At 45.0% G+C, this 22,162-nt stretch carries 19 protein-coding genes; 8 read left to right on the top strand and 11 right to left on the bottom strand.

The genetic code is table 11. The features are described from left to right. Window positions 1-9: 9 nt before the first annotated feature. The 9 genes from BUB94_RS01000 to rffA form a co-directional block, all read right to left on the bottom strand. The gene (locus tag BUB94_RS01000) at window positions 10-1,251 is read right to left on the bottom strand and encodes an acyl-CoA reductase (protein WP_073233503.1); all 1,242 of its coding nucleotides are present in this window, start codon (window positions 1,249-1,251) and stop codon (window positions 10-12) included. After that, the gene (locus BUB94_RS00995) at window positions 1,248-2,342 is read right to left on the bottom strand and encodes a LuxE/PaaK family acyltransferase (RefSeq protein ID WP_073233501.1); all 1,095 of its coding nucleotides are present in this window, start codon (window positions 2,340-2,342) and stop codon (window positions 1,248-1,250) included. The genes BUB94_RS01000 and BUB94_RS00995 overlap by 4 nt, the downstream gene beginning before the upstream one ends. Then, window positions 2,339-3,235: a transketolase family protein gene (locus tag BUB94_RS00990; protein WP_217653106.1), complete on the bottom strand. Its 897-nt coding sequence runs from the start codon at window positions 3,233-3,235 to the stop codon at window positions 2,339-2,341. Before BUB94_RS00990 ends, BUB94_RS00995 begins: the two co-directional genes overlap by 4 nt. Window positions 3,236-3,306: 71 nt before the next feature. Beyond that, window positions 3,307-4,089, bottom strand: a complete 783-nt coding sequence (locus tag BUB94_RS00985) for a transketolase (protein WP_256375038.1) — start codon at window positions 4,087-4,089, stop codon at window positions 3,307-3,309. Between the two features lie 71 nt (window positions 4,090-4,160). After that, a complete protein-coding gene (locus BUB94_RS00980; protein ID WP_073233494.1) occupies window positions 4,161-4,907 on the bottom strand; it encodes an SDR family NAD(P)-dependent oxidoreductase in 747 nt (248 codons plus the stop codon). 32 nt (window positions 4,908-4,939) lie between these two features. Then, window positions 4,940-5,641: an HAD hydrolase-like protein gene (locus tag BUB94_RS00975; RefSeq protein ID WP_139260090.1), complete on the bottom strand. Its 702-nt coding sequence runs from the start codon at window positions 5,639-5,641 to the stop codon at window positions 4,940-4,942. Window positions 5,642-5,660: 19 nt separating this feature from the next. After that, entirely contained in the window at window positions 5,661-6,842 is a 1,182-nt protein-coding gene (locus tag BUB94_RS00970) for an alkaline phosphatase family protein (RefSeq protein WP_073233490.1), read from the bottom strand. Continuing rightward, window positions 6,835-8,532: a hypothetical protein gene (locus BUB94_RS00965; protein WP_073233484.1), complete on the bottom strand. Its 1,698-nt coding sequence runs from the start codon at window positions 8,530-8,532 to the stop codon at window positions 6,835-6,837. Before BUB94_RS00965 ends, BUB94_RS00970 begins: the two co-directional genes overlap by 8 nt. Window positions 8,533-8,545: 13 nt before the next feature. Beyond that, window positions 8,546-9,679, bottom strand: coding sequence for a dTDP-4-amino-4,6-dideoxygalactose transaminase (rffA, locus tag BUB94_RS00960; protein WP_073233724.1), 1,134 nt, complete (start codon window positions 9,677-9,679; stop codon window positions 8,546-8,548). A gap of 81 nt (window positions 9,680-9,760) precedes the next feature. Between rffA and BUB94_RS00955 the strand changes: the two genes are divergently transcribed. Further along, window positions 9,761-11,437, top strand: coding sequence for a hypothetical protein (locus BUB94_RS00955; protein ID WP_073233482.1), 1,677 nt, complete (start codon window positions 9,761-9,763; stop codon window positions 11,435-11,437). Window positions 11,438-11,686: 249 nt separating this feature from the next. Here BUB94_RS00955 and BUB94_RS00950 read toward each other — a convergent pair whose 3' ends face one another. Further along, window positions 11,687-12,217 carry a type IV pilin protein gene (locus tag BUB94_RS00950; RefSeq protein WP_073233480.1) on the bottom strand — a complete coding sequence of 177 codons (531 nt, stop codon included), beginning with the start codon at window positions 12,215-12,217 and terminating at the stop codon, window positions 11,687-11,689. A 354-nt stretch (window positions 12,218-12,571) separates the two neighbouring features. Here BUB94_RS00950 and BUB94_RS16310 point away from each other — a divergent pair, with 354 nt between their 5' ends. The 4 genes from BUB94_RS16310 (at window position 12,572) to panB (ending at window position 15,114) form a co-directional block, all read left to right on the top strand. Next, window positions 12,572-12,853 carry a hypothetical protein gene (locus BUB94_RS16310; RefSeq protein ID WP_139260089.1) on the top strand — a complete coding sequence of 94 codons (282 nt, stop codon included), beginning with the start codon at window positions 12,572-12,574 and terminating at the stop codon, window positions 12,851-12,853. A gap of 309 nt (window positions 12,854-13,162) precedes the next feature. Continuing rightward, window positions 13,163-13,519 (top strand): histidine triad nucleotide-binding protein, encoded by a 357-nt coding sequence (locus tag BUB94_RS00935; RefSeq protein WP_073155514.1) that lies wholly within the window; start codon window positions 13,163-13,165, stop codon window positions 13,517-13,519. 30 nt (window positions 13,520-13,549) lie between these two features. Further along, window positions 13,550-14,392, top strand: coding sequence for a DNA repair protein RecO (gene recO, locus BUB94_RS00930; RefSeq protein WP_254793624.1), 843 nt, complete (start codon window positions 13,550-13,552; stop codon window positions 14,390-14,392). Then, window positions 14,392-15,114 carry a 3-methyl-2-oxobutanoate hydroxymethyltransferase gene (gene panB, locus BUB94_RS00925; protein ID WP_254793623.1) on the top strand — a complete coding sequence of 241 codons (723 nt, stop codon included), beginning with the start codon at window positions 14,392-14,394 and terminating at the stop codon, window positions 15,112-15,114. Before recO ends, panB begins: the two co-directional genes overlap by 1 nt. Window positions 15,115-15,215: 101 nt before the next feature. Here panB and BUB94_RS00920 read toward each other — a convergent pair whose 3' ends face one another. Beyond that, window positions 15,216-17,450, bottom strand: coding sequence for an OmpA family protein (locus BUB94_RS00920; RefSeq protein WP_139260088.1), 2,235 nt, complete (start codon window positions 17,448-17,450; stop codon window positions 15,216-15,218). A gap of 141 nt (window positions 17,451-17,591) precedes the next feature. On the opposite strand from BUB94_RS00920, the gene BUB94_RS00915 reads away from it, so the two are divergent. The 3 genes from BUB94_RS00915 (at window position 17,592) to BUB94_RS00905 (ending at window position 22,151) form a co-directional block, all read left to right on the top strand. Next, complete coding sequence (locus BUB94_RS00915; protein WP_073233471.1) at window positions 17,592-18,725, top strand: dTDP-glucose 4,6-dehydratase; 1,134 nt, start codon at window positions 17,592-17,594, stop codon at window positions 18,723-18,725. Window positions 18,726-18,911: 186 nt separating this feature from the next. Then, window positions 18,912-21,317, top strand: coding sequence for a Tex family protein (locus BUB94_RS00910; RefSeq protein WP_073233469.1), 2,406 nt, complete (start codon window positions 18,912-18,914; stop codon window positions 21,315-21,317). A gap of 240 nt (window positions 21,318-21,557) precedes the next feature. Continuing rightward, window positions 21,558-22,151 (top strand): AgmX/PglI C-terminal domain-containing protein, encoded by a 594-nt coding sequence (locus BUB94_RS00905; RefSeq protein ID WP_073233467.1) that lies wholly within the window; start codon window positions 21,558-21,560, stop codon window positions 22,149-22,151. The last annotated feature ends 11 nt before the right edge of the window (window positions 22,152-22,162 follow it).

Here is a 22,162-nt window from a genome sequence, read left to right as displayed (position 1 = left end):
CTTTTTTACTTACTTTTCGTAAATATATATAACTCTTGACATGGCTTCGATCATTCTAAAGCCATCCCAGGTGAATTCAAGGCCCATAGTGTCGCCAAGATCAACAACTCGATCAACACCTCGTACGCCGTGCTCTAGAACAAAATTGACTATGGAACGTTTGTCAATTCCAAGAACTGCTACGGTCTGACACATTTTGCCAAGAATGGGGGTTATTTCGAGTAATGAATCTGCGGAATACTGGAAAAAATATCCACCGCTCATCTTGAAGTCCATTACATCGCCAGAAAGCTGATTAACATCAACAATAAAGAGCTTGTTTCCCTTTCTTGTAAAACGAACTCCATCTTTTTTCATAGAAAGTTCTGTAGCCATGGAAAGTTTGTCCACAGCTTGGATAGGCTGAAGCTCGTATCTTTCGGACACTTCTTTTTCAAGGGCTTCCCAGAAAATTTGCTTAGCTTCGTCTATAGAATTATTGCCTTTCAACCATACAACAATTCTTGGGGAACTGCAGGCATTCTGATCGGTGTAGTAGGTGTCTGTATAAAATTTCTTGGCAATATCTTGCGCAAATTTTGAACCGTTATCAGGATCTTTTGCTAATTTGAGATACTCATCTGCATTAATGATTGCAACGGAATGTCTGTCCGCAAAGCACATTTCGATGGCTCTTGGCGGGATGGGACTTCGTCTAATTTGCTCGATAGTTCTGTTGCCGCCCCAAATGATTCGCACATCGCATATGCTAGACAAGTAAGCAGTAATTTCATCATTGTGCTCATATCTTACAATGCAGATATAAGACTTCATTTTTTCATATTCTGTTTTGTTCAGGATTCTTTTTATTGCAGAACAGATGATGTTGACTTCTTCGAATTCCTTATTCGAAACTCTAATGATGCAAATATTGCCGGCCAAAAGAGCTGAAGTCATTGAAACTGCGAAATTGACAGGGACATTAGACGGGGCAATATGGAAAGCGACGCCTCGTCCCATACGAGTAACATCAGCCCTTACAAATTCACCCTTTGTTTTTTCAAGAGAAGCCTTTCTAATCCAATAGGCATAGGACATTACGTCAAGATGATCTCTAATTCCAGGAATTGAGAGAAGTTCCTTAGAAAGTTCCGAAAGGAATCCAACAACCTTATCAGAAAACATCGGCAATGCCGGCGTTTCTACAGCATTCTTTATAACATCAACGCATCCAACAAGGAACTTGATTTTGTTTTCAAAAATATCTGTCATAGTTTCATCTTGTCCGCGTAGGTGTCGCTGCATCCTCGGATTTCAGCACTCTTTAAACGACCGATTATCTTTATGTACTTACCCTTTCTTCCACAGGGACAATTGTCTTCTCCAATGATCATTCCTTCATCTTCTGTAAGTAGGGAATGTCCAGGATAGGAGTGCGGAAGTACAGAAACGGCTTGTATAATTCCTTTTTCTCCAACGCCTTTAACAGAAAAATCTTCTGGATCTCTGATGATTACATCAGAGTAATTGCTGGCATGCAAATGACCACATTCGCATTCAGCATAGATGCAACCAGTTTGTTCCACCATTCCGTAATGATCGAGGAAGTGACCAATTCCAAAAACATTTTTCATTCTAGACTTGAATTCATCCTGTGATATACTGTCAGAAATGAGTTTTTTCCAACCGCCGCCAGTCATTAGGAACGCATCAGAGAAGTCATATTTCTTAATGTTGAATGGGCCTTCGTTTTCAAAAATTTTATACAAGTGTTGCCATACAATGAATGTAAATCCGAACATGATAAAACGTTGGCCGCTATATTTGTTCAGGAACTCTTTTACAGCATCCACGTTTAGAGTCATGTCTTCATTTAACGCGTAAACCATTTCCTTGGCAACTACCTGGAGCCCCATAATGGCGGCACCACGGGCTGTAAAAATCTGACGATTTCGTACAGTTTCCTTGGAATCGATTACGAGCATGGGGAGGCGTTTTTTACCCCAGTAATCGCTAAGAATCTTGACCATGACCTTTTGCTGAATCAAGGCAGTTTCTTTATCCACGAAAATCTTGGAAACTCGTTGCCCCGTAGTTCCTGAAGAAGTCATTGTCTTGAAGACGTCTTCGCGAGGAATACTCAAAAGGTCTACATCTTTGAAAAGACGTACTGGAAAAAAAGGAACATCTGCAGTTGTCTTAACAGTAGATTCATCGTAACCGATTGCATTCAAAAAACGAGCATATTCCGGACAACGCTCTCTATGGTATTTAGAAAGTTCCAAAAGTTCCTTAGTGAGAAGAGCGTCTTTTTCACTTTTCTCTAAGTCATAAGGTTCATGCTCATAAAATGTTTCAATCATTTTAGCTCGCTTGCGATTTTTTCTGCAATTTTTTCATCGGTAAGACCGGCCTGTTCCCACACGTATCTTTGAGAACCAGCATTGCAAAATGAATCCTGAAAACCGATAAATATCTGTCGTGGTGCGTTAACTCTTGTTGCCTTATATTCAGCAACGGCACTACCCATGCCTCCAAGAACATTATGCTCTTCAACAGTAAAGATTACCTTGGAATCTTCGAAGATTTCATCCAGGCCTTCCTTGTCGATAGGCTTGATTGTGTGCATGTTGTAAACAGCAACTTCAATACCCTGTTGACTCAGTTTTTCGGCAGCAGACAAAACTTCATTAACCATTAAACCTGTGGCGATGACTGTTGCATCTTTGCCTTCGCGCAGTTTTACCAGCTTGCCTGGAATGAAGTCGTAATCTTCCTTGTAAACCATAGGTGCGTTCAAACCACCAGAAAGTCTGATATACATGGGACCATCTGTTTCTGCTGCATATTCTGCAATCTTAACGGTTTCAAGGCTATCGGCGGGAGAAAATATCGTAAGATTCGGCAAAACTCTTGTAAAAGCAAGGTCTTCCGTAGCCCAATGGGACACGCCGGACTTCGCGGCCACGACACCGGCAGCAGAACCAATAATCTTTACATTCAATTTCAGAAAAGATAGATGTTGCCTTACGTGTTCCAAGCTTCGAACAGCAATAAAGGAAGAATAGGTGGTTGCAAAGACATTGTAACCATCCATGGCAAGGCCTGCAGCAATGCCAATCATATTTTGTTCGGCAATGCCGACGTTCAAGAATTTTTCAGGGAACGCCTGCTTGTAACGGTCCATTCCGGAAAGGATTGCCAAATCTGCAGTAAGGAGCTTAACGTTGTCCTTTCTTTCTGCAATGTCAGGCATAGCGACTCCAAAGAAGGCACCTCTTTGCCCAAGTCTGGACCACATTCTAATATCTTTCGATGTTATTTCTTTCATTTCACACCTCCAGAGATTTCAGCAACGGCCAATTCGTATTCTTGTTGAGACAATCTATGATGATGCCATTCGGGTTTGTTTTCAATGAAAGAAACTCCCTTACCTTTTATGGTATCTGCAATGATAACATGTGGTTTACCATTCTGGTTTTCTGAGAATGCCTTAAGTAAGGATTCTACGTTATGTCCATCACATTCAGATACAAACCAGTTAAAACTTCGCATTTTATCAGCCAAGCTCTCAATAGGCATCACATCTTCAGTATTACCATCATAAGAAAGATGATTTCTGTCAATGATAGCAGTGAGGTTATCCAACTTATAGTGAGCAGCAGACATAAAGGCTTCCCAGATGGAGCCTTCGTTCAACTCACCATCACCCATCAAAATGTAAATGTCTTTGTGTTTTCCTTTTTCTTTTGCCGCAATAGCAAGACCGACACCCACAGAAATAGCCATTCCAAGGCTTCCTCCGGAATACTCCAATCCAATTTCCTTTCGCTCAGGATATCCGGTTAAACGACCTCCATCCTTTTGGAATTCAAGAATTTCTTCATGGGGAATAAAGCCTGCTTCAGCGAGAGCCGGAATGTGAGCTAACACGCAATGATTCTTACTAGGGATAAATATATCTCTATCCGGATTCAGAGGATTTGATGGAGAAACATTAAGCACTTCTCCGTAAAGAGTCGCAATAATTTCAATTGAAGACAGGCTTCCGCCAAGATGGGATCCGTTATTCCCTGAAGCAAGAGCCATATCCATGGCATCAAGCCTCATTCTCTTTGACATTTCAATGAGATCTTGAACCTTTGCAGACGAACAATCTATTGTTTTGTTGTGAAAGCCCATTAAACCCGCCCTCCATCAAGAACCATAATATGGCCAGTCATATAAGCAGCATCATCTGACGCAATATAAAGAGCCGCCTTGGCGATTTCTTCTGGAGTTCCCATGCGTTGAATGCTCATACGATTCAAGACTTTTTGCATTTCTTCTTCGGACTTATAGTTTCCCATTTCGGTATCCACTAGCCCTGGCGCAATACCATTTACGCGAATATTGTATGGACCTAATTCTTTGGATAAAGACTTTGTAATCCAAATTAAGGCAGCCTTGCTAGAACCATAAGCCAAATAGCCAGGAGAAGTTTCTATGCCGCCAACGGAACACATATTAATGATACAACCAGATTTCTGTTTCATCATAATACGAGATACAAGCTGCATCATTTGAACCTGAGCAAAAACATTAACTTGATAAACTTCTTTAAGTTTATCCAAAGATGTCATAGTAAAGAGACCGCCAAAAGCAACGCCGGCGTTGTTAATCAACACATCGATTTTCTTTTTATCAGCAGCTATTTTCTTTACTCCAGTTTTGATTTCATCTTCGCTATTCAAGTCAAAATACACGGGTTTAATATTTACATTACAGCTTGAGGCAGTTTCTTCGAGGAATCGTTCAAAAGATTCATCTTGTTTACGAGCACAAGCATAAATATCATAACCGGATTTTGCAAAAGATTTCACAAACTCCTTACCGATGCCACGGTTTGAACCGGTTATGATAGCTGTTTTTGCAACAGTTCTTTCCATATCTGCCACCACTTATGTTGTTAAGCCGTATATCATGACAATAATATATTTTTTAAAGACTTTTTCGCAAAGAAATCCTTTAATTGCACCGGATTTTCCACACATGTCAAATGTGGAAAGTGCGCGACATCAGCAACGCTCTTAAATCCATAGCCATAAGTCACACCTATAAAAGGAATGCCTAGATGCAATGCGCTTTCAGCGTCATTGCTACTATCGCCAATCAAAATGCTATTAGCAGGAGACGAACCGCATAACGCCATTGCTTTTTCAACAATCTGATTTTTCGTCATAGTTGCCGCAGCATCGGAGCCACATATTGCATGAAAAAACGACGACATTTCAAACTTTTCAAGAAGTTGCACTGCATGGTCTTCTCGTTTATAGGTTGCGACCGCAAGAGTATATCTTTCTCGAAGAAAAGAAAGACATTCATCCATGCCGTCGTATCGATCAGCCAAAAAGACATCTCCTTTTCCATACTCTTCTCGAAAATTTTTCATTACCGCATCTGCAGTAAATTCATCAGCATCATACAGTTCCAGAAATCGCCTTTTTAAAGGAGGACCAACAAAACTCCGACACGTTTTCTCATCAGGAACTTTGAAGCCCATGCGTTCTAACGTCGACGCTACACATTTTACAATACCTCTGCCAGTATTAAGCAAAGTGCCATCAAGGTCAAAAAGTATTAGTTTTTTTTTCAACATAAAAAACTTTAACAATTTTTTCATATATCTAAATTTCAGCAAATTAATTCAGCACCACAAAAGGAACCCATCTGCGGTAGAATTTTTGCCTAAACTCCTGTGGCGACAAAATGGGTTCATGGTCCCCCTGCACTATAAAGCGGGTTTCCGAATGTTTTTCCGCCAAGTTAGATATGATTTTCAACGTATTGAATAATTTTTCAAAGTACAGTCTTTCAACAACTTCAGCCGAATCTCCCATAGGGAACTGTGTATCACGGGTTGTCCAAACGATAAAATATTTTTGGGTAGAATCACAAAGAACTGAATCAATATGCGACGCAAGAACGCTGTCAGACATAAATTCCCTGGTGAAATGAACATCTGTAAATCCTAAGTGACTTATATAGCGGTCTCGATGCTGAATGGTCGAATCGCCTCCAAAGAAAAAAAATGAAGAATATCCCAAGTCTGTCAAAAAAGTGGGTAAAAATACCGAGTCTCGGGACCCATCCGCCCTTTTATTCAGGGAGTAGAGCAAATCCTCTCTTTCTGCAGTTCTTGTCTTAGAATACATCCTAGAATGTATTCCCAGTTCTATTGTATCCATTTTGAACATGTTCAACTCAGATTTAAACATGATTGAATCCATAGGAACTCCCCAAGACTCAACAAGAATAACCACATTATTTTTTGTAGTGTCGATAAAAGCTTTTGTTACAAAGGATGAATCAATGACATTAATTTGATTTTTGATTTCATCCGGTAAAATACGTCTATCAGGAGTCGTCTTTTGAAGGAGAGACAAAGAATTTAACAAAGGCGTTTCAAAAATTGGTTGAGAGGGAAAAACATCTGAGCATGCGATATGTACCCCTAATGACAAAAATAAAGTGAGACTGATCATATTCATCGCAATAGGCTTTACATTTTTCAACATAGCCAAAGCTAAAGCTGTAGTTGTAAAGGGGACTAGAAACATCCAATCAAAGGCAACTTTCTTGTAACGCATAATATTCTGCACATCTACAAGGCCTACGGCGACTATAGCTATTGTAATAGAAACTTGCATGATTCGACGCCATCGAACTTTAGTATCACGAACATGTACAAATAAAAGCAGTAAAGCAAAAATACTGAAATTCAGGACACCTCTAGTTAGATCTTGCCCCTTTTCAAATGTCAATAAGTAAGGCGTAATTGTTATGAGTGCAGTAGCAATTAAAGGATAAAGAATTCTAGTCATTTTGATTTTCTCTTTCTACTACGGAATATTTATCTATGGAAATTCCATCAAAACTTTTTACGACATTTACAGAAACACTGTCGTAGTAGTATTCTTGTAAATAGTCGTCAAAACGGTCTCCAATTACGAATACATTTTCATTTACAGCATCCTTCACAGGATTTACAATGCCCTTTTCTCGAAGGGTTTGCTCTACATCAGGAAAATAGGGGGTCCAATATCCAGTTGAAACAATTCTTTTCCAACAACCGAAATCTCGAGTTAGGTAAGGCATCTTGTCTTGTTCGGCAAGACCCATGAACGGCTGCATAGAAACAATAAAAATTAAGGAATCCGGAGCATTTTCTATGTATTTCAATACCCCCTGATAATCCTTCTTGCGTTTCTTTTCAGATGACAAGATTTTTTCCCCGGAACATATATCACGAATAGAAGAATCTATAGCAAAAATTATCGTTGTTGCAGAGACAATGATTGCAAGAATTGTAACAATCCATTTCCTGGAAACTCTGGGCATTTCTTTCAAGAAGGAAATCCCTTGCACGACTGCGTACAGAAAAAAACCGTTTTCAACGCGATACACATTTCGGGCTATAAAGATGAGATAACACATAAGTGTTAGAATCACTAGCAGAGAAAGCCAAACATACACACATTTTTCTTTATTAAAGAAGATCAACAGAAGACTCAACAATATCCAAGGCCACGTTATTGGAAAACGTATGTATTTCGCGAATTCCGCAAATCCTAAATTCAGCAAATAATCAATATCTTCATGTATTATGTGATTATTTATCGACTTTACGTAGGGCGATAAACTATCGTATGAAAAGTTATCCTTATCATAGAAAAACCAACCTCTAAGACGGATTAAATTGTCGCTGGACAAATCCATCTCATCAAGATCTTCGTAGGTCGCATTCATATCATAATTGTCAAAATCTCCAATTAACACTCGATAAGGCTGAAATTTCCTAAATGTTTGGTATTCAGATGAGCTATAATGAACATCATCAAATTTATGTATTCCCAAAGTTCCTACAAGTAGGAGAAACAGTATACTTATGACCTTGATTTTATTTTTCCAGCACCAGTCCAAGCGAACCAATAATGCAATTCCAAGAAAAGGCAATCCCATTAAAAAGGCTTCCCAGCGCATTGTTGCACCCCACGCAACAAGCGTGAATCCTGCAAGATAAAGCATAGGGATTTTAAATTTACCAATACGGTTATTTTTGCAATCGTATTCAATTGCATAAACGAGTGCTAAAAAACCCGCAGCAGATAAAGCGGAGGCACATTGTGTGAATTGCGTAACTAAATAGTAGTCTGTAGCGAATGCGGTGCTTATAATTAAAGCAAAAACTGAGCCCCACTGAAACCCTAATTTTTTTATTACGACAAAATCAACAACAATAAATGAAATGAAAATGGCAAAGAGTTCTCCTATATAGTACCAACATATCTTTGGAAAGAAATGGTATAATGGAAGGAGAATGTAGCCGTATAGAACATTCACAAAAACCATGTGAACATTGTAGTTGTTCCCATAAGCGCCTTCTAGAATCCTTGCCATAAAATAGTCGTCTAGGGCGCCAAATCTTAATTCACCTGAAAAAAGACAAAGGGAAAAAATGAAAACATTTATTCCCAACGAAATCAACAATGCTGATTTAAATTTACTTTCCATGGTTTCTGTCGTATTACACAGCGAAGAATTCAAACACCTTTTGACAAGCGTATTCAATCTCTTCCTGTTTTAACCCATAAAACATTGGAAGACGTAGTAATCTGTTACTTTCTTTTGTTGTATAACGATCTTCGCCGTCAAAACGACCGTATTTCAAGCCTGCCGGCGAAGTGTGTAGTGGCACGTAGTGAAACACTGCGAGAACACCATTATAAGTCAGGTGCTTCAGCAAGGCAGTTCTTGTCTGTAAATCTTCTACTTTCAGATAGAACATATGAGCGTTATGTCTGCAATAGTTTGGAATGGTAGCAAGTTCGACAAGCCCTTTTTCTACTAACGGCGTCAATAATCTTTTGTACTGATTCCAGCAGTTCATTCGGTAATCATAAATAATGTCTGCACATTCTAATTCTGCATATAGATAAGCCGCATTTAGTTCACTAGGCAAATAGCTAGATCCTAATTCCACCCAGGTATACTTGTCCACTTCACCACGATGGAACTGACAACGGTTGGTTCCCTTTTCACGAATAATTTCTGCGCGGTCACAGAACTTCTTATCGCGGATGAGAAGCGCCCCTCCTTCGCCCATACTGTAGTTTTTGGTTTCATGATAACTGTAACAACCAAAATCTCCCAAAGCGCCAAGGGCTTTTCCTTTATAGGACGCCATCATTCCTTGAGCGGCATCCTCCACAACTAGAAGGTTGTGTTTTTGGGCGATTTCATTAATCTTGTCCATTTCGCACGCCACTCCAGCGTAATGAACTGGCACAATGGCTTTTGTTTTCTCGGTAATTGCGTTTTCAATAAGATTTTCATCTAAGTTCATTGTGTCAGGACGAATATCCACAAAAACGCACTTTGCTCCTTGAGATACGAAAGCATCCGCCGTGGAAACAAAGGTAAATGACGGCATGATTACTTCATCCCCTGGTTTAATATCGCAAAGTCGAGCAGCCATTTCCAGGGCATGGGTACAGCTGGTTGTTAAGAGAGCCTTCACCGACCCTGTAGTCCGTTCAAGCCATTCGTGGCATCTTATATTGAAAGTTCCATCGCCACAAATGCGACCGCTTTCTACGGCTTGCTTGACATAATCAAATTCAGTTCCTACAAAAGGAGGCTTATTAAAGGGAATCTTCATCATGCTCACAAGTATACATTATTTTACAGCCTTTTGACGATTTGGATACATCAATACTATATATTTATTATCTTTCCCGTCATGACCACAAAAAGAGCTTTTCTCTCCTCTCTTTTAATAAACATATTCTTCCTCGTATTGTGTCTAGTCTTTGGCAACCTGATTTTTGGTGCCACCGACGATTACTTTATGGCTCGGTTATTAGAAGGTGTTTATGGGGAAGGCTATAACGTACATTTAACGTTTGTAAATGTACTTTACGGCTATGCGTTGCTCCCTTTATACCATCTTTTCCCTAAGATTGGCTGGTATTATGTAGGCGAGATGGTTGGTGTATTCCTGTCATTTACGACAATTGGATTTGTGCTTATAAAGAAGGTCAAATCTTTGTGGGGGCCAATTCTTGCAGCACTATTTACGGCAGCCTTTGCTTCAGATTGCTATTTGTCCGTCCAGTTCACTCAATGTGCAGCAATATTTGCCGCAACTGGGATGTTGTTATTTGTACTTTTTTCTTGTTTGACGAGTAACTTTAGCGAAAAAAAGAGAATTTTCCTATTGATCGCCTCCATATTTTTCATTTTTTGGGGCGCTATTATGCGAAGCGAAGCTTTTTTGATGGGGACGCCTTTCTTTGCTTTAGCTTTAATATCAAATTTAAGGTCTTGCTGGTTTAATAAAAATTGGGTCTTAATTGGCGTAACGATTGTTCTTGTTGGTTTATTCTCAATTCAATGGATTGATAAAAAACATTATGAATCAGCTGATTACAAATACTATAAGGATTTTCAATCAGCGAGAGCTACTATCGGAGATGGGACTTTTTTTGACGAAGCTGGAGTCAGCGATGATTTGGATGAGATAGGATATTACGGCGAAGATTTACATCTCCTCCGTAATTGGATTTTTAATGATAGAGAAGTGTTTTCTGTAGATAGCTTGAATATGTACATTAAATACCTCAATTCAAATAAAAGAGAATCTTCCAGAAAGTCAATATTCCAATCGTTTTTCATAGCACTATCGTGTGCCGCCGGAAAGCCTATGTTTTGGATTTGGTTTTTATTTTGCGCGACGATCGCTACATCAAGAAAAGGAGCCTGCTATGCATGGGGCTCTATAGTGATAATATCTGTGCTAACATGCATTCTCATATTGGTTAGTCGAGTTGTTTTTCGCGTAGAGCTAGGATTCTGGCTTTACGCGACTGTCTTGTCCATTCCATACATAGGGAATCTTCCAAAAATTTCAAATCGCATTCAGTATTGTATTTTAGGGATTATCCTTGTATCTTCCTTGGTGGTATTTTATCGTACCGGTGATATTGTAAGAAATCAAACAAATGGTAGGGCGATGTCCACGACAGCAAAACCATTAAAACATTATGACGAAGCTTTAGCGTACATAAGATCTTTGCCATCGAATCAAATTGCGCTAACTTCTCATATACCATACATGTTTTTCGTCCAAAAGATGAATCCGCCCTATCTATCAGAACCCTATGGCAACTGGAAGAAGATTATACCAATAGGTTATTGGACTCCATTTTTCCCTGATATAGAAAAGCACCTTCATTCTATCGGAATCAACAATCCTCTAAAAGATGTAACGAAGGACAATGTTATCGTTGTTTCAAACGGACAATTAGCCGATTATTTGCAAAGACACTACAACGTAGAAGTTGATGTTACTACCATAAGAAGTTTCGACGGACTGAATTTTTACAAATATTCCATAAAAAGTCCCGAAATCCCATAAAAAAGGCGCAAAATTTCAAAGCACACATACTTTGTGTGCGCTAAACTTTCTACCATTTTGGAATGTCTCCATTTTGATAGTGTTGGCTTGAACAACTAAACATTATCAATTTGGGGACATTCCTTTTCCAAAAATTTGTAAAGGACTAACAAAAAAAGTGACCCACCCGCAAAAAAATGCGGGTGGTTTTCTTTATACCAAAAAAGGCTTCCCCAAATGGGGAAGCCTTTAAAACTTTATCCGTTAACATTAGGATGCAGTGTGGAGGCGGAGGAAGTTCGGAGTAAGAACTTCGCAGCTACCACCAGCAACGTTATCCTGATTATCAACAGTAGCAGTATAAGTAACCAAACCACCTGCAGAGGAGTTGCCAGAAGTGGTCAAAGACCAGTTGCTATTAGCGTTGCAATCATTCAGGGTTGCAATGTTAGTTGCAGTCCAGGTTGCGGTAAAATCGTAATCAACGAAGGTACCGGTAGAACCATGGCCATCACGATTGTTGCCAGAAGTACATGCAGTGCCCTTAGCCTGGTCACAGTAGTAGTAGTTGGAAGAGTTCTTCATCAAGTAACCGATTTCCTTCCAGTTACCAACGCGGATGCCCTTTTCAGCAACGTATGCGTCCTGCAACTTCACGTATTCACCGGCTGCGGGGCCGACTTCGGAGGCCTTGGACTTTGCGATCATGCCGAACAGCTTAGGTACTGCAACAGCGGCCAGGATGCCCATGATAACGATCACGACCATCAATTCAATAAGGGTAAAACCTTGCTTCTTCATAGTGTACTCCTTGTTATTGTGACACATTCTTTTGAGATTCACAGCTCTTGAAGCGTTTGCGTTTCAGAGTGTTTACTCTCGTTTACATTGATAAATATACCTCAATTTTTTCGAAAGTCAATAGTTTTGTCAAACTTTTTTGCACTTTTGTCAAAGTTTTTTCACGTTTCTGTCATAGAACTGTCATGAAATTTTACTTTGTACCAAAAGAAGTCTTCCAAAACCGTCTAAATTTCTTAAAAAACGGGGGATTTCCTCAATTTTTTTGATGGACTTAAGTATACAAATATTTTTCATCTGTGTGAGGCATTCATAAAAAAAATGTGAGAAAAAGTTATTCTTATTTGGAATATTGTGAAGTTTTTCACACAATTCCCATTTTACGCTTTCGTTCAAAATGCACTCGATCCGATAAATAGCCCTCAAAAAGTTCTTTTAAACCGCCCTATATCCTGCGAATTCGCATCAAAATATCTTTTAATTTCCATCGGCACGATCGATAGCGCATCAAAATATCTTTTGATTGACTTTGTATCCGACAAAAGCGAATTAAAAGTTCTTTTTATCCACTTTGCATCCGGCAAAAGGGCTTTAAAAGTTCCTTTAACCGGCATCGGCACGATAAATACCGCCTAAAAATTTCTTTTGATTCGCCCTGCATCCGACAAAAGCGGGTTAAAAGTTCTTTTAACCGGCATCGGCACGATAAATAGCCCTCAAAAAGTTCCTTTTAAGCGCGTTGCATCCTGCGAATCCGCATCAAAATATTTTTTTATCCCCAGCGGTACGATAAATAGCATTCCAAAAGTTCTTTTTAAGCGCCTTGCATCGGATCAATCGAATATTTCACACCAAGGCAATAGTCCGAAATTAGACGAGATTCCGAAACAAGTTCGGAATGATGTTTTACTGGAATCCTCCTTTATTTTCTATTATATAGTCACTATGAGTGAAAACTGCCTTTTTTGCAAGATTATCAAGGGTGAAATCCCTTCCAAGAAGATTTACGAAGATGACGATGTGTTCGCCTTCTACGATATCGCCCCCCAGGCCCCGGTTCATTTCCTGGTGATTCCCAAGAAGCATATTTCCAGCATCATGGATATGCAGGCCGAAGACTGCGAACTGGTGGGTAAGCTTTTGTTCCAGGCTCAGCGTATCGCCAAGGAGCTTGGTCTCGAAGAATCCGGCGCACGTTTCGTGTTCAACTGCAAGGCTGACGCAGGCCAGACTGTTTTCCACATCCATCTGCATGTGGTTGGCGGTCAGGTGATGGGCTGGCCTCCGTTCCCGGCTAAGTAGAATCCGGCCATTCGAGCGGGCTGCGCGATTATGATTGTCAAGTCCCGGGCCATTGTGCTGCACCGGTTCCCTTATAGCGATTCCAGCTGGATCGTGAAGGTTTTAACCCAGGAATGCGGCGTGGTTTCGTTTATCGTAAAGGGAGGCAAACGCAAGGAGTCTCCTTTTAAGGGCGCTATGGATCCGCTGTCGCTGTGCGAGGTGGTTTTTAACCAGAATCCACAGAAGGCGGGTGGCGGGGACTTGCAGTTCATAAAGGAAGCGACGCTTCTTGACTGGCATGCGGGTTTAAGGGCGGACCTGATGAATCAGGCGGTGGCCCAGGTGATGACCGAGATTCTGCTGAGGTACGCTCCCCAGGGGGTGCCGCTGCAAGACGAGTTCGAACTGTTGGAACAGGCGCTTAGGGACTTGAATTCTGGCGAAGGCTCCAACGGCGCCGCGACTGAATCGCGGGAAGAACTGCAGCCGCGAAGGGTGCCTTCGGATGAGGTTTTCGCCCGGTGGCTGCTGGATACTTGCGACTTGTGGGGTTACCACCTGGATCTGGATGTCTGCAGCCGTTGCGAACGCCCTCTAGAAGAGCCGGCGGCGGACTTTCATCCTGAAACGGGAGGCTTGATTTGCAAGGCCTGCCTGGGCGTGGATTCTGTCAGGGCCAAGCCCGAAACTTTGCTGGGTTTATGGAAGCTTAGGGGCGGAACTTACCCCAACTCCCCTGCCCAATCTTTAAAGTCTGCTGGGTTCGCCCGCGTATTCGTAGAAAATGCGCTCCTGGCCTACCTGCGGAATCATATCGGTTTCTTAAAAGAGATTCATTCACTAGCGTATTTACAGGAGATTCGGAAATTATGCTCAGTCCAGTCGACATAATGGCAAAGAAAGCCCGTGGTGAAAAGGTTTCAATGATTACGTCTTACGACTACGCTTTCGCGCAAATGGCGGAGGCTGCAGGCGTAGACCAGATTCTTGTTGGCGATAGTCTGGCCAACACCATGTTAGGTTATAAGAAAACCAGCGAGATCGGTATGGCCGAGATGCTGATTTTCGTGGCGGCGGTTTGCCGTGGCGCGCCAAACACCCACGTTGTGGCCGACATGCCTTATTTAAGCGACAAGGATCCGCAAACGGCTTATGACAACGCCCGTCGATTCCTGGATCTTGGGGCCGCCAGCATCAAGCTGGAAGGTACGCCCGAAGGCGTGATTGAATTTTTGCGCGCCCACGATGTTCCGGTTTGCGCCCATCATGGTTTGCTGCCCCAGACTGCGGCGAACTTCAAGCAGAAGGGTCAGACCGACGAAGAGGCGGCAGCCATCATGGCGGCGGCGAAGTTCACCGACGAGCTGGGCTGTTTCGAGATGGTGCTGGAGCATATTCCCGAAGCCTTGGGTACGGCTATCACTCAGCAGGTGAAGGGCGTTACCATCGGCATTGGCGGCGGCAAGTTTACCGACGGACAGGTGCTGGTAATGCACGACGCCCTGGGCATGCACAATCGCAAGAATCCTCCCTTCGCCCCGAAGTTCGTAGACATGTACACGCTGGGTGTAGAAGGCTTCAAGAAATACATTGACAGTGTGAACGGCAAGTAAGGCCGTCAAACGATTTTGTAACAAAGCAAAAAGCCCCGCTTTTAAGGCGAGGCTTTTCTGCTATTTAGCCGCCCCCGAGAGTCTCGGGGTGAACAGCCAGATTACTTCTTCTTGCCCTTCTTAGCAGGCTTCTTTGCGGACTTCTTGGAAGCCTTAGCAGCCTTCTTGGACTTTGCGGGCTTTTCGGCAGCAGGAGCTTCTGCGGCAGGAGCGGCAGCAGGTTCTGCAGGAGCGGCTTCAGCAGCCGGAGCAGGAGCTGCAGGCTGAGCTGCGGGTGCCGGAGCGGCAGCGGGCTGAGCAGCCGGAGTCATTGCAGGTGCCGGAGCGGCTTCAGTCTTCTTGGGCTGCTTTACGTGAGAAGCAAACACAACGCGGTTGTTCTTCGGGTTGCTCTTGGCCTTCTTCTTACCCTTCTTGTCGGTCTTGGGGAGAACCAGGAGCTGAGTATCACCGAAAGCGGCGGCACGAACGTGCTTAGAGGGAACGCCCTTCTTAACCAGGTAGTCTACAACGGCGTCTGCACGCTTCTGAGACATATCCTTGTTCTTTTCAGAAGTTTTCTGGTCATCGGCGTGGCCCTGGATTTCAATGCGCAGGTTATCACGGTGGAGCATGATGCCAGCCAGCTGATCGAGAGCCTTGGTTGCACCCTTATTGAACTTGGCGGTCCCCTTCTTGAAGGTCACCAAAGACTGGAGGTATTCCAGGTCTTCATTCTTGTTAGTGGGGCAGCCATCGCCGTCAACGGCAGCTTCGCTAATGGTCCTGGGGCACAGGTCCTGAGCGTTAACAACGCCGTCACCGTCGTCGTCGAATTCGCAGCCGTTTGCGTCAACCGGAGCAGCTTCGTTAGATCCCGGGCACTTATCCTGAGAATCAACAACGCCATCGCCATCGGTATCCACTTCGCAACCATCTGCACCGACCTTCAGGCCAGGCAGAGTACCCGGGCACTTGTCGACCATGTTGGGAACGCCGTCCTTGTCATCGTCGCCAGAGAGCTTGGCCAGGGAGTCATTGACTGCGGCGACAGAATCAAGTCTTGCTCTGTTCACGGAGTCCGCCACCATGTCAATCACCTTGATGGTGTCAACAGTGGTAATTGTGTCGATCTTGGCGACGGTATCGACCTTGGCAATGGTATCAACCTTGGCAATAGTGTCGACCTTAGCAACAGTATCGATCTTGGTGGTAGTGTCGATGGTTGCCATGATAGAATCCACCTTCACCTTGGCCAGAGAATCGGCACGGGCCTGGATCAGGGAGTCTACGTTAACTTCGGGCTTATCCACCTTGCTGCCAAAGCGCCAGACAAAGGAGAGAGAGCCAGAAACAATAGGAGTAGAGGAATACTTGTAGGTATAGACTTCACCATCGCCCACATCATTGCGAACGTCAAAGCCTTCCTTGCCCTTGAGATCCTTGTCAGCAGTAAAGTCCAGGTTCTTGAACATACGTCCGGCAATATCCACACCCAAAGCAATATCCATATTCTTGCCGGCATGGAAACGCACACCCGGTGTAATCAGGAGCGGATCAACCGTAGGATCAATGGGAGCTACGTCATCATCCAGGTGCATTTCGCCGGAGAGTTCCAGGAAGATGTCCAGGAGGCTGATGGGAGAAAAGTTAAAGCCGGTGCTATAGGAAAGAACATCAGACTCATTATGATCCACTACGCGGATATAGCTAGCCTGGGTATTCCAACGGAGAGGAGCACCAACGCTGTTAAAGTCAAAGGTGAAAACGAGACCACCACCAAAGGCAAAGTCACCTGCGGTGTAAGGCTTGGTATCGTGCTTGCTCAGGTACCAAGCGTGACGGGGACGTACACCGGCATCTTCGCTACCGGTGGGAGCATAGAGCTGACCCAGAATAGCGAGTTTGAACAGGGATTCGTCGTTACCGACAGCGCGAACCTTGAACCAGGCTTCCAAATCGCCCAGACCCGGAGAGCGCATATCGGAGTCGCTCAAACGGTCTTCGTGGTCGCCAACAATATCCATGTTAAAAGGAAGGACAACACCCAAGTCCAGCCAATTGGTAAAACCCATGGCCAGATTTACATTTCCGGAAAGAGCTACAGCTTCATCGTTAAGCACAAAACGGTCGCCGTTCTTGTCGTGCATTTCGCCACCGGCAGCCATGGACCAGCAGTCCAGAGATGCATTTCCGCCGAGACCGAACGACACATTCCATTGACCGAGGGTATTGGCACCAATCTGATGCAGACCATCCTGACCACCAGCCATACCGCTCTGTGCGGACGCCATACCGGCAGCCCCAAGCACAAGCAAGGAGCCCGCAAAAATTGAACGCAGTAAACTTGTCTTCATGTTTTCCACCTTAAATTTTTATTGATTGTAGCATAAAATTAACCTAAAAAATGGTTTTTGTCCAAACAGGCCGTCAAAATGTATAGGAAAATTGACAAAAGGTTGTCACAATAGACAATTCTCATTTTTATATTATAAGATATGAAGAATATTGTCATTACCGGCGGCGCAGGCTTTATCGGAAGCCATGTAGTACGCCTTTTCGTGAATAAGTACCCCGAATACAACATCATCAACCTGGACAAGTTGACTTACGCAGGCAATCTGGCCAACCTGAAGGACATCGAAGGCAAGCCTAACTACAAGTTCGTGAAGATGGATATCTGCGACTTCGACGCCTTCTACAAGCTGATGCAGGACGAAAAGATCGACGGTATTATTCACCTGGCCGCAGAAAGCCACGTGGACCGTTCCATCAAGGATCCGTTCACCTTCGCCCGCACAAACGTCATGGGCACCCTGGCTCTGCTCCAGGCCGCAAAGCTTTATTGGGAATCCCTGCCCGAAAAGTACGAGGGCAAGCGCTTCTACCATATTTCTACTGATGAAGTCTACGGTGCCCTCAAGATGAACCATCCGGAAGGTATCGAACCGCCGTTTACCACCACTGCCTCCAGCTCTGAACACCATCTGGCATACGGTGACGACTTCTTCTACGAAACCACCAAGTATACTCCCCATTCTCCGTATAGTGCATCCAAGGCTGGCTCCGACCATTTCGTCCGCGCCTTCCACGACACCTACGGCATGCCTACCATCGTGACCAACTGCTCCAACAACTATGGCCCCTACCAGTTCCCGGAAAAGTTGATCCCGCTGTTCATCAACAACATTCGTCACAAGAAGCCGCTGCCGGTTTACGGCAAGGGCGAAAACGTTCGCGACTGGCTCTTTGTCGAAGACCACGCCCGCGCTATCGACGTTATCTTCCACAATGGCAAGATTGCCGAAACTTATAATATCGGCGGTTTCAACGAATGGAAAAACATCGACATCATCAAGGTGGTCATCAAGACTGTGGATAAGCTCCTCGGCCGCGCGGTCGGCGAAGACATGGACTTGATCACTTACGTTACCGACCGTCTTGGCCACGACGCCCGCTACGCCATTGATAGTAGTAAGTTGCAGCGCGAGCTCGGCTGGGAACCTTCCCTCCAGTTCGAGGAAGGTATCGAGAAGACCGTGAAGTGGTACTTGGACAACCAGGAATGGCTGGACAATATTACTAGCGGTGAATACGAAAAATATTACGAGAACATGTATAATAGAGTGTAAAGTGTAAAGGTTAAAGTGGAAAGACTTTAACCTTTAACCTTTAACCTAAAAATGACACTCCAGTGTCATTTTTTATTGTTATATTCTCCCTTACTCCCCTGATGGGAGCTGTTGTAAACCAGGGCCTAGGCCGAGACTCCTAGTTAAAGGCTGCCGGACCCTATAAATCAAACTGGAATTAGAATTATGGATTTTTCTGCTGTTATTGCCGAAGAACTGAACCTGGAAGTATGGCGTGTCTCCAAGGCACTTGAATTGATGGACCAGGGTGGTACCATCCCCTTTATCGCCCGCTACCGTAAAGACCAGACGGGCACCCTTAATGAAATTGAACTCCGCGACATCAGCCACCGTCGCGACTATCTGCAGGAACTGGTTGACCGCAAGGAAACCATCCTGAAGAGCATCGAAGAACAGGGCAAGCTTACACCGGAACTGAAGGCTCAGATCGAAGCCTGTAAGGACAAGACCCTGCTGGAAGATATTTACGCCCCCTACAAGCCCAAGAAGCGCACCCGCGCAACCATCGCAAAGGAACTGGGTCTTGAACCGTTGGCTCGCCTCATGTGGGCTCAGGAAGAAACCGGCAACACCGCCGAACAGATCGCCCTCATCTACCTGTCCGAAGAAAAGGGCCTGGCAGATCCGAAGGCTGCACTCAAGGGCGCTTGCGACATTCTGGCCGAAGAAGTTGCAGACAACACCGAATTCCGTCAGTACCTCCGTAGCAAGGTGGAAAAGACTGGCGTCATGATTTCCAAGGTGAAGAAGGACTTCGAAAAGGAAGAAACCAAGTTCAAGGACTACTACGACTTTAGCGAACAGGTGAGCAAGATTCCGTCTCACCGTATGCTGGCCCTGCGCCGCGGCGAAAAGGAAAAGGTGCTCCGCCTTTCCATCGAAGTTCCCAACGAAGAAATGGTTGGCTACCTGAAGGCAAACGTCATCAAGGGCAACACCACCTGGACCCCCTATCTTGAAGCTATGTGCCAGGATGCCTGGGACCGCCTGCTGGCTCCCAGCATGGAAAGCGAAGTCCGTCTGCTTTTGAAGGACGCCGCCGAAGAAGAAGCCTTCAAGGTGTTCAGCAAGAACCTGCAGGACGTTCTGCTGGCTGCTCCCGCCGGCCACAAGGCTGTGCTTGCTCTCGACCCGGGTTTCCGTACTGGCTGTAAGGTTGCCGTACTTGACGAAAACGGCAAGTTCATGGACCACGGCATTATCAAGCCCCACGAACCCTGGAACGACAAGGCCGCCTCTGCAGTTTACCTCATGGGCCTCATCGACAAGTACAAGATTGACTTGATCGCTATCGGTAACGGTACCGCCAGCCGCGAAACCGACGCCTTCTGCGCCGAAATGGCAGCAAAGTTCAAGGGCAAGGTTCCGCCCCGCGTTATCGTTTCCGAAGCTGGTGCATCAGTCTATAGCGCAAGCATGATCGCTATCCAGGAATTCCCCAAGGAAGACGTTACTACCCGCGGCGCCATCTCTATCGGCCGCCGTCTGCAGGACCCGCTGGCAGAACTGGTGAAGGTTGACCCCCAGTCCATTGGCGTGGGCCAGTACCAGCACGACGTGAACCAGCGCGAACTGAAGAAGCGCCTGGACGAAGTGGTGGAATCCTGCGTGAACATGGTGGGTGTGGATGTGAACAGCGCTTCTGCCCCGCTGCTTTCTCACGTTGCAGGCCTCAGCAATACTCTTTCCGAAGCCATCGTCAAGCACCGCGAAGCTAACGGCGCCTACGCCAGCCGCGAAGACCTGAAGAAGGTGAAGGGCTTTGGCCCCAAGGCTTTCGAACAGGCCGCAGGCTTCATGCGCATCCCGGGTGCAGAAAACCCGCTGGACGATTCCGCAGTCCATCCCGAAAACTACGCCCTCATCGAAAAGATGGCCGAAAAGGCTGGCGTTCCGGTGAAGGAACTGGTGGGCAATGCCGATGCAGTCAAGGCCATCAACCTTGAAGAATTCCTTTCCGACGAAGTGGGTAAGGAAACCCTGCAGGACATCATGCGCGAACTTCAGAAGCCCAGCCGCGACCCCCGTAAGGAATTCCGTTACGCAAAGTTCGACGACAAGATCAAGGAAATCAACGACCTGATTACCGGTAGCTGGATGGAAGGTGTGGTTACCAACGTGGCTAACTTCGGTGCCTTCGTGGACATCGGCGTTCACCAGGACGGCCTCGTACACGTTTCCGAAATCAGCGACAAGTTCGTGGAAGACGCAAAGACCGTTCTTACCGTGGGTGACGTGGTCAAGGTCCGTGTTGTTGCCGTTGACGCCAAGCTGAAGCGCATCAGCCTTTCCATGAAGACGGAACAGGTGGATGGCGTTGCCGGTGCAGGCGTTAGCGGTCCTCGTGGCCAGCGCGTGGGCGGTCCCCGTGGTCAGGGCAACGGTCGTGGCGGCTTTGGCGGTCGCGACAATGGTCAGAACCGCGGCAGCCTCCAGGGTCACGCCACCATCGCAGATCTCAAGGCAAAGATTGCAGGCAAGGGCACTCCGGGCCAGGGCAACCGCAACGCCCCCGCTCAGCCCGCCAAGGTCAACCCCCTCCTCAAGTCTATGATGAAAAAGATGAAATAGGTTATCAAGCGCAAGTGCTTGCACTTGCATTTGATAACCGCCACATCTAGCACTGCGAAGCTGTGCCAAGTTCAAATAGAGTCTAGTTCAAATAGCCGCAAGGCTGAGGTTGAAATTGAAAGTCCGGGAGTTTTGCTCCCGGGCTTTTATTTTGCCATTAAGTGAAATTTCTCACGTTCAATCTTGTCTTAAATATGTAAACTTGTTTTCACTATCTACACTTCCTATATTGTTGTAATAATGAATAAATTCGCTTTGAAATTCGCTTGTGGCCTAATCCTCATCACGGGACTCACCTTGCTGGTCCTGGCCATAACTGGAAATCATAAAAAACCCCGAAATATTGTTCGCGACTACTCTGTCGTACCTGAAGGCTTTGCGGAACAGCAGAAACTGGCCAACAGCAACTCTTCCGAATCCTTTACCGGTACAGTCATCATGCCCACCGTCGACGAAATATCCGTCCACGGCAATATGGAAGGCGGCATGGCAGAAATCGAAAAATTCATGAAGGACCGCACCAACGGCCTGAATTACATCTACAAGAAATTCCAGAAGCAGAACCCCGGCTTCGAAGGCAGCCTCTCCCTGGACGTTACGATCGACGTGTGTGGCGACGTAGTCGGCATGACCGAAATCGCCTCCACCACCGGCTACCCCAGATTCAATAACGAAGTCAAGAGTTCCCTCTCTAGGCAGAAGTACCCCAAGACGACCCAGGGGCACTACACCCTGTCATTCACCCTGAAGTTCGTGAACCAGGTTCCCGTTTCAGAAAAGGGCAATGTAAAGCCGTTGCCGCAGTCACCGGCGGATAGCGTTGCGGGAAATTGACGTAAGTTGTC

Source organism: Fibrobacter sp. UWH9 (genome assembly GCF_900129715.1).
In the GTDB taxonomy this organism is placed as follows: Bacteria; Fibrobacterota; Fibrobacteria; order Fibrobacterales; family Fibrobacteraceae; genus Fibrobacter.
Note: the sequence above shows the minus strand (reverse complement) of the source record. Positions and strands in the feature narration are given on the sequence as shown.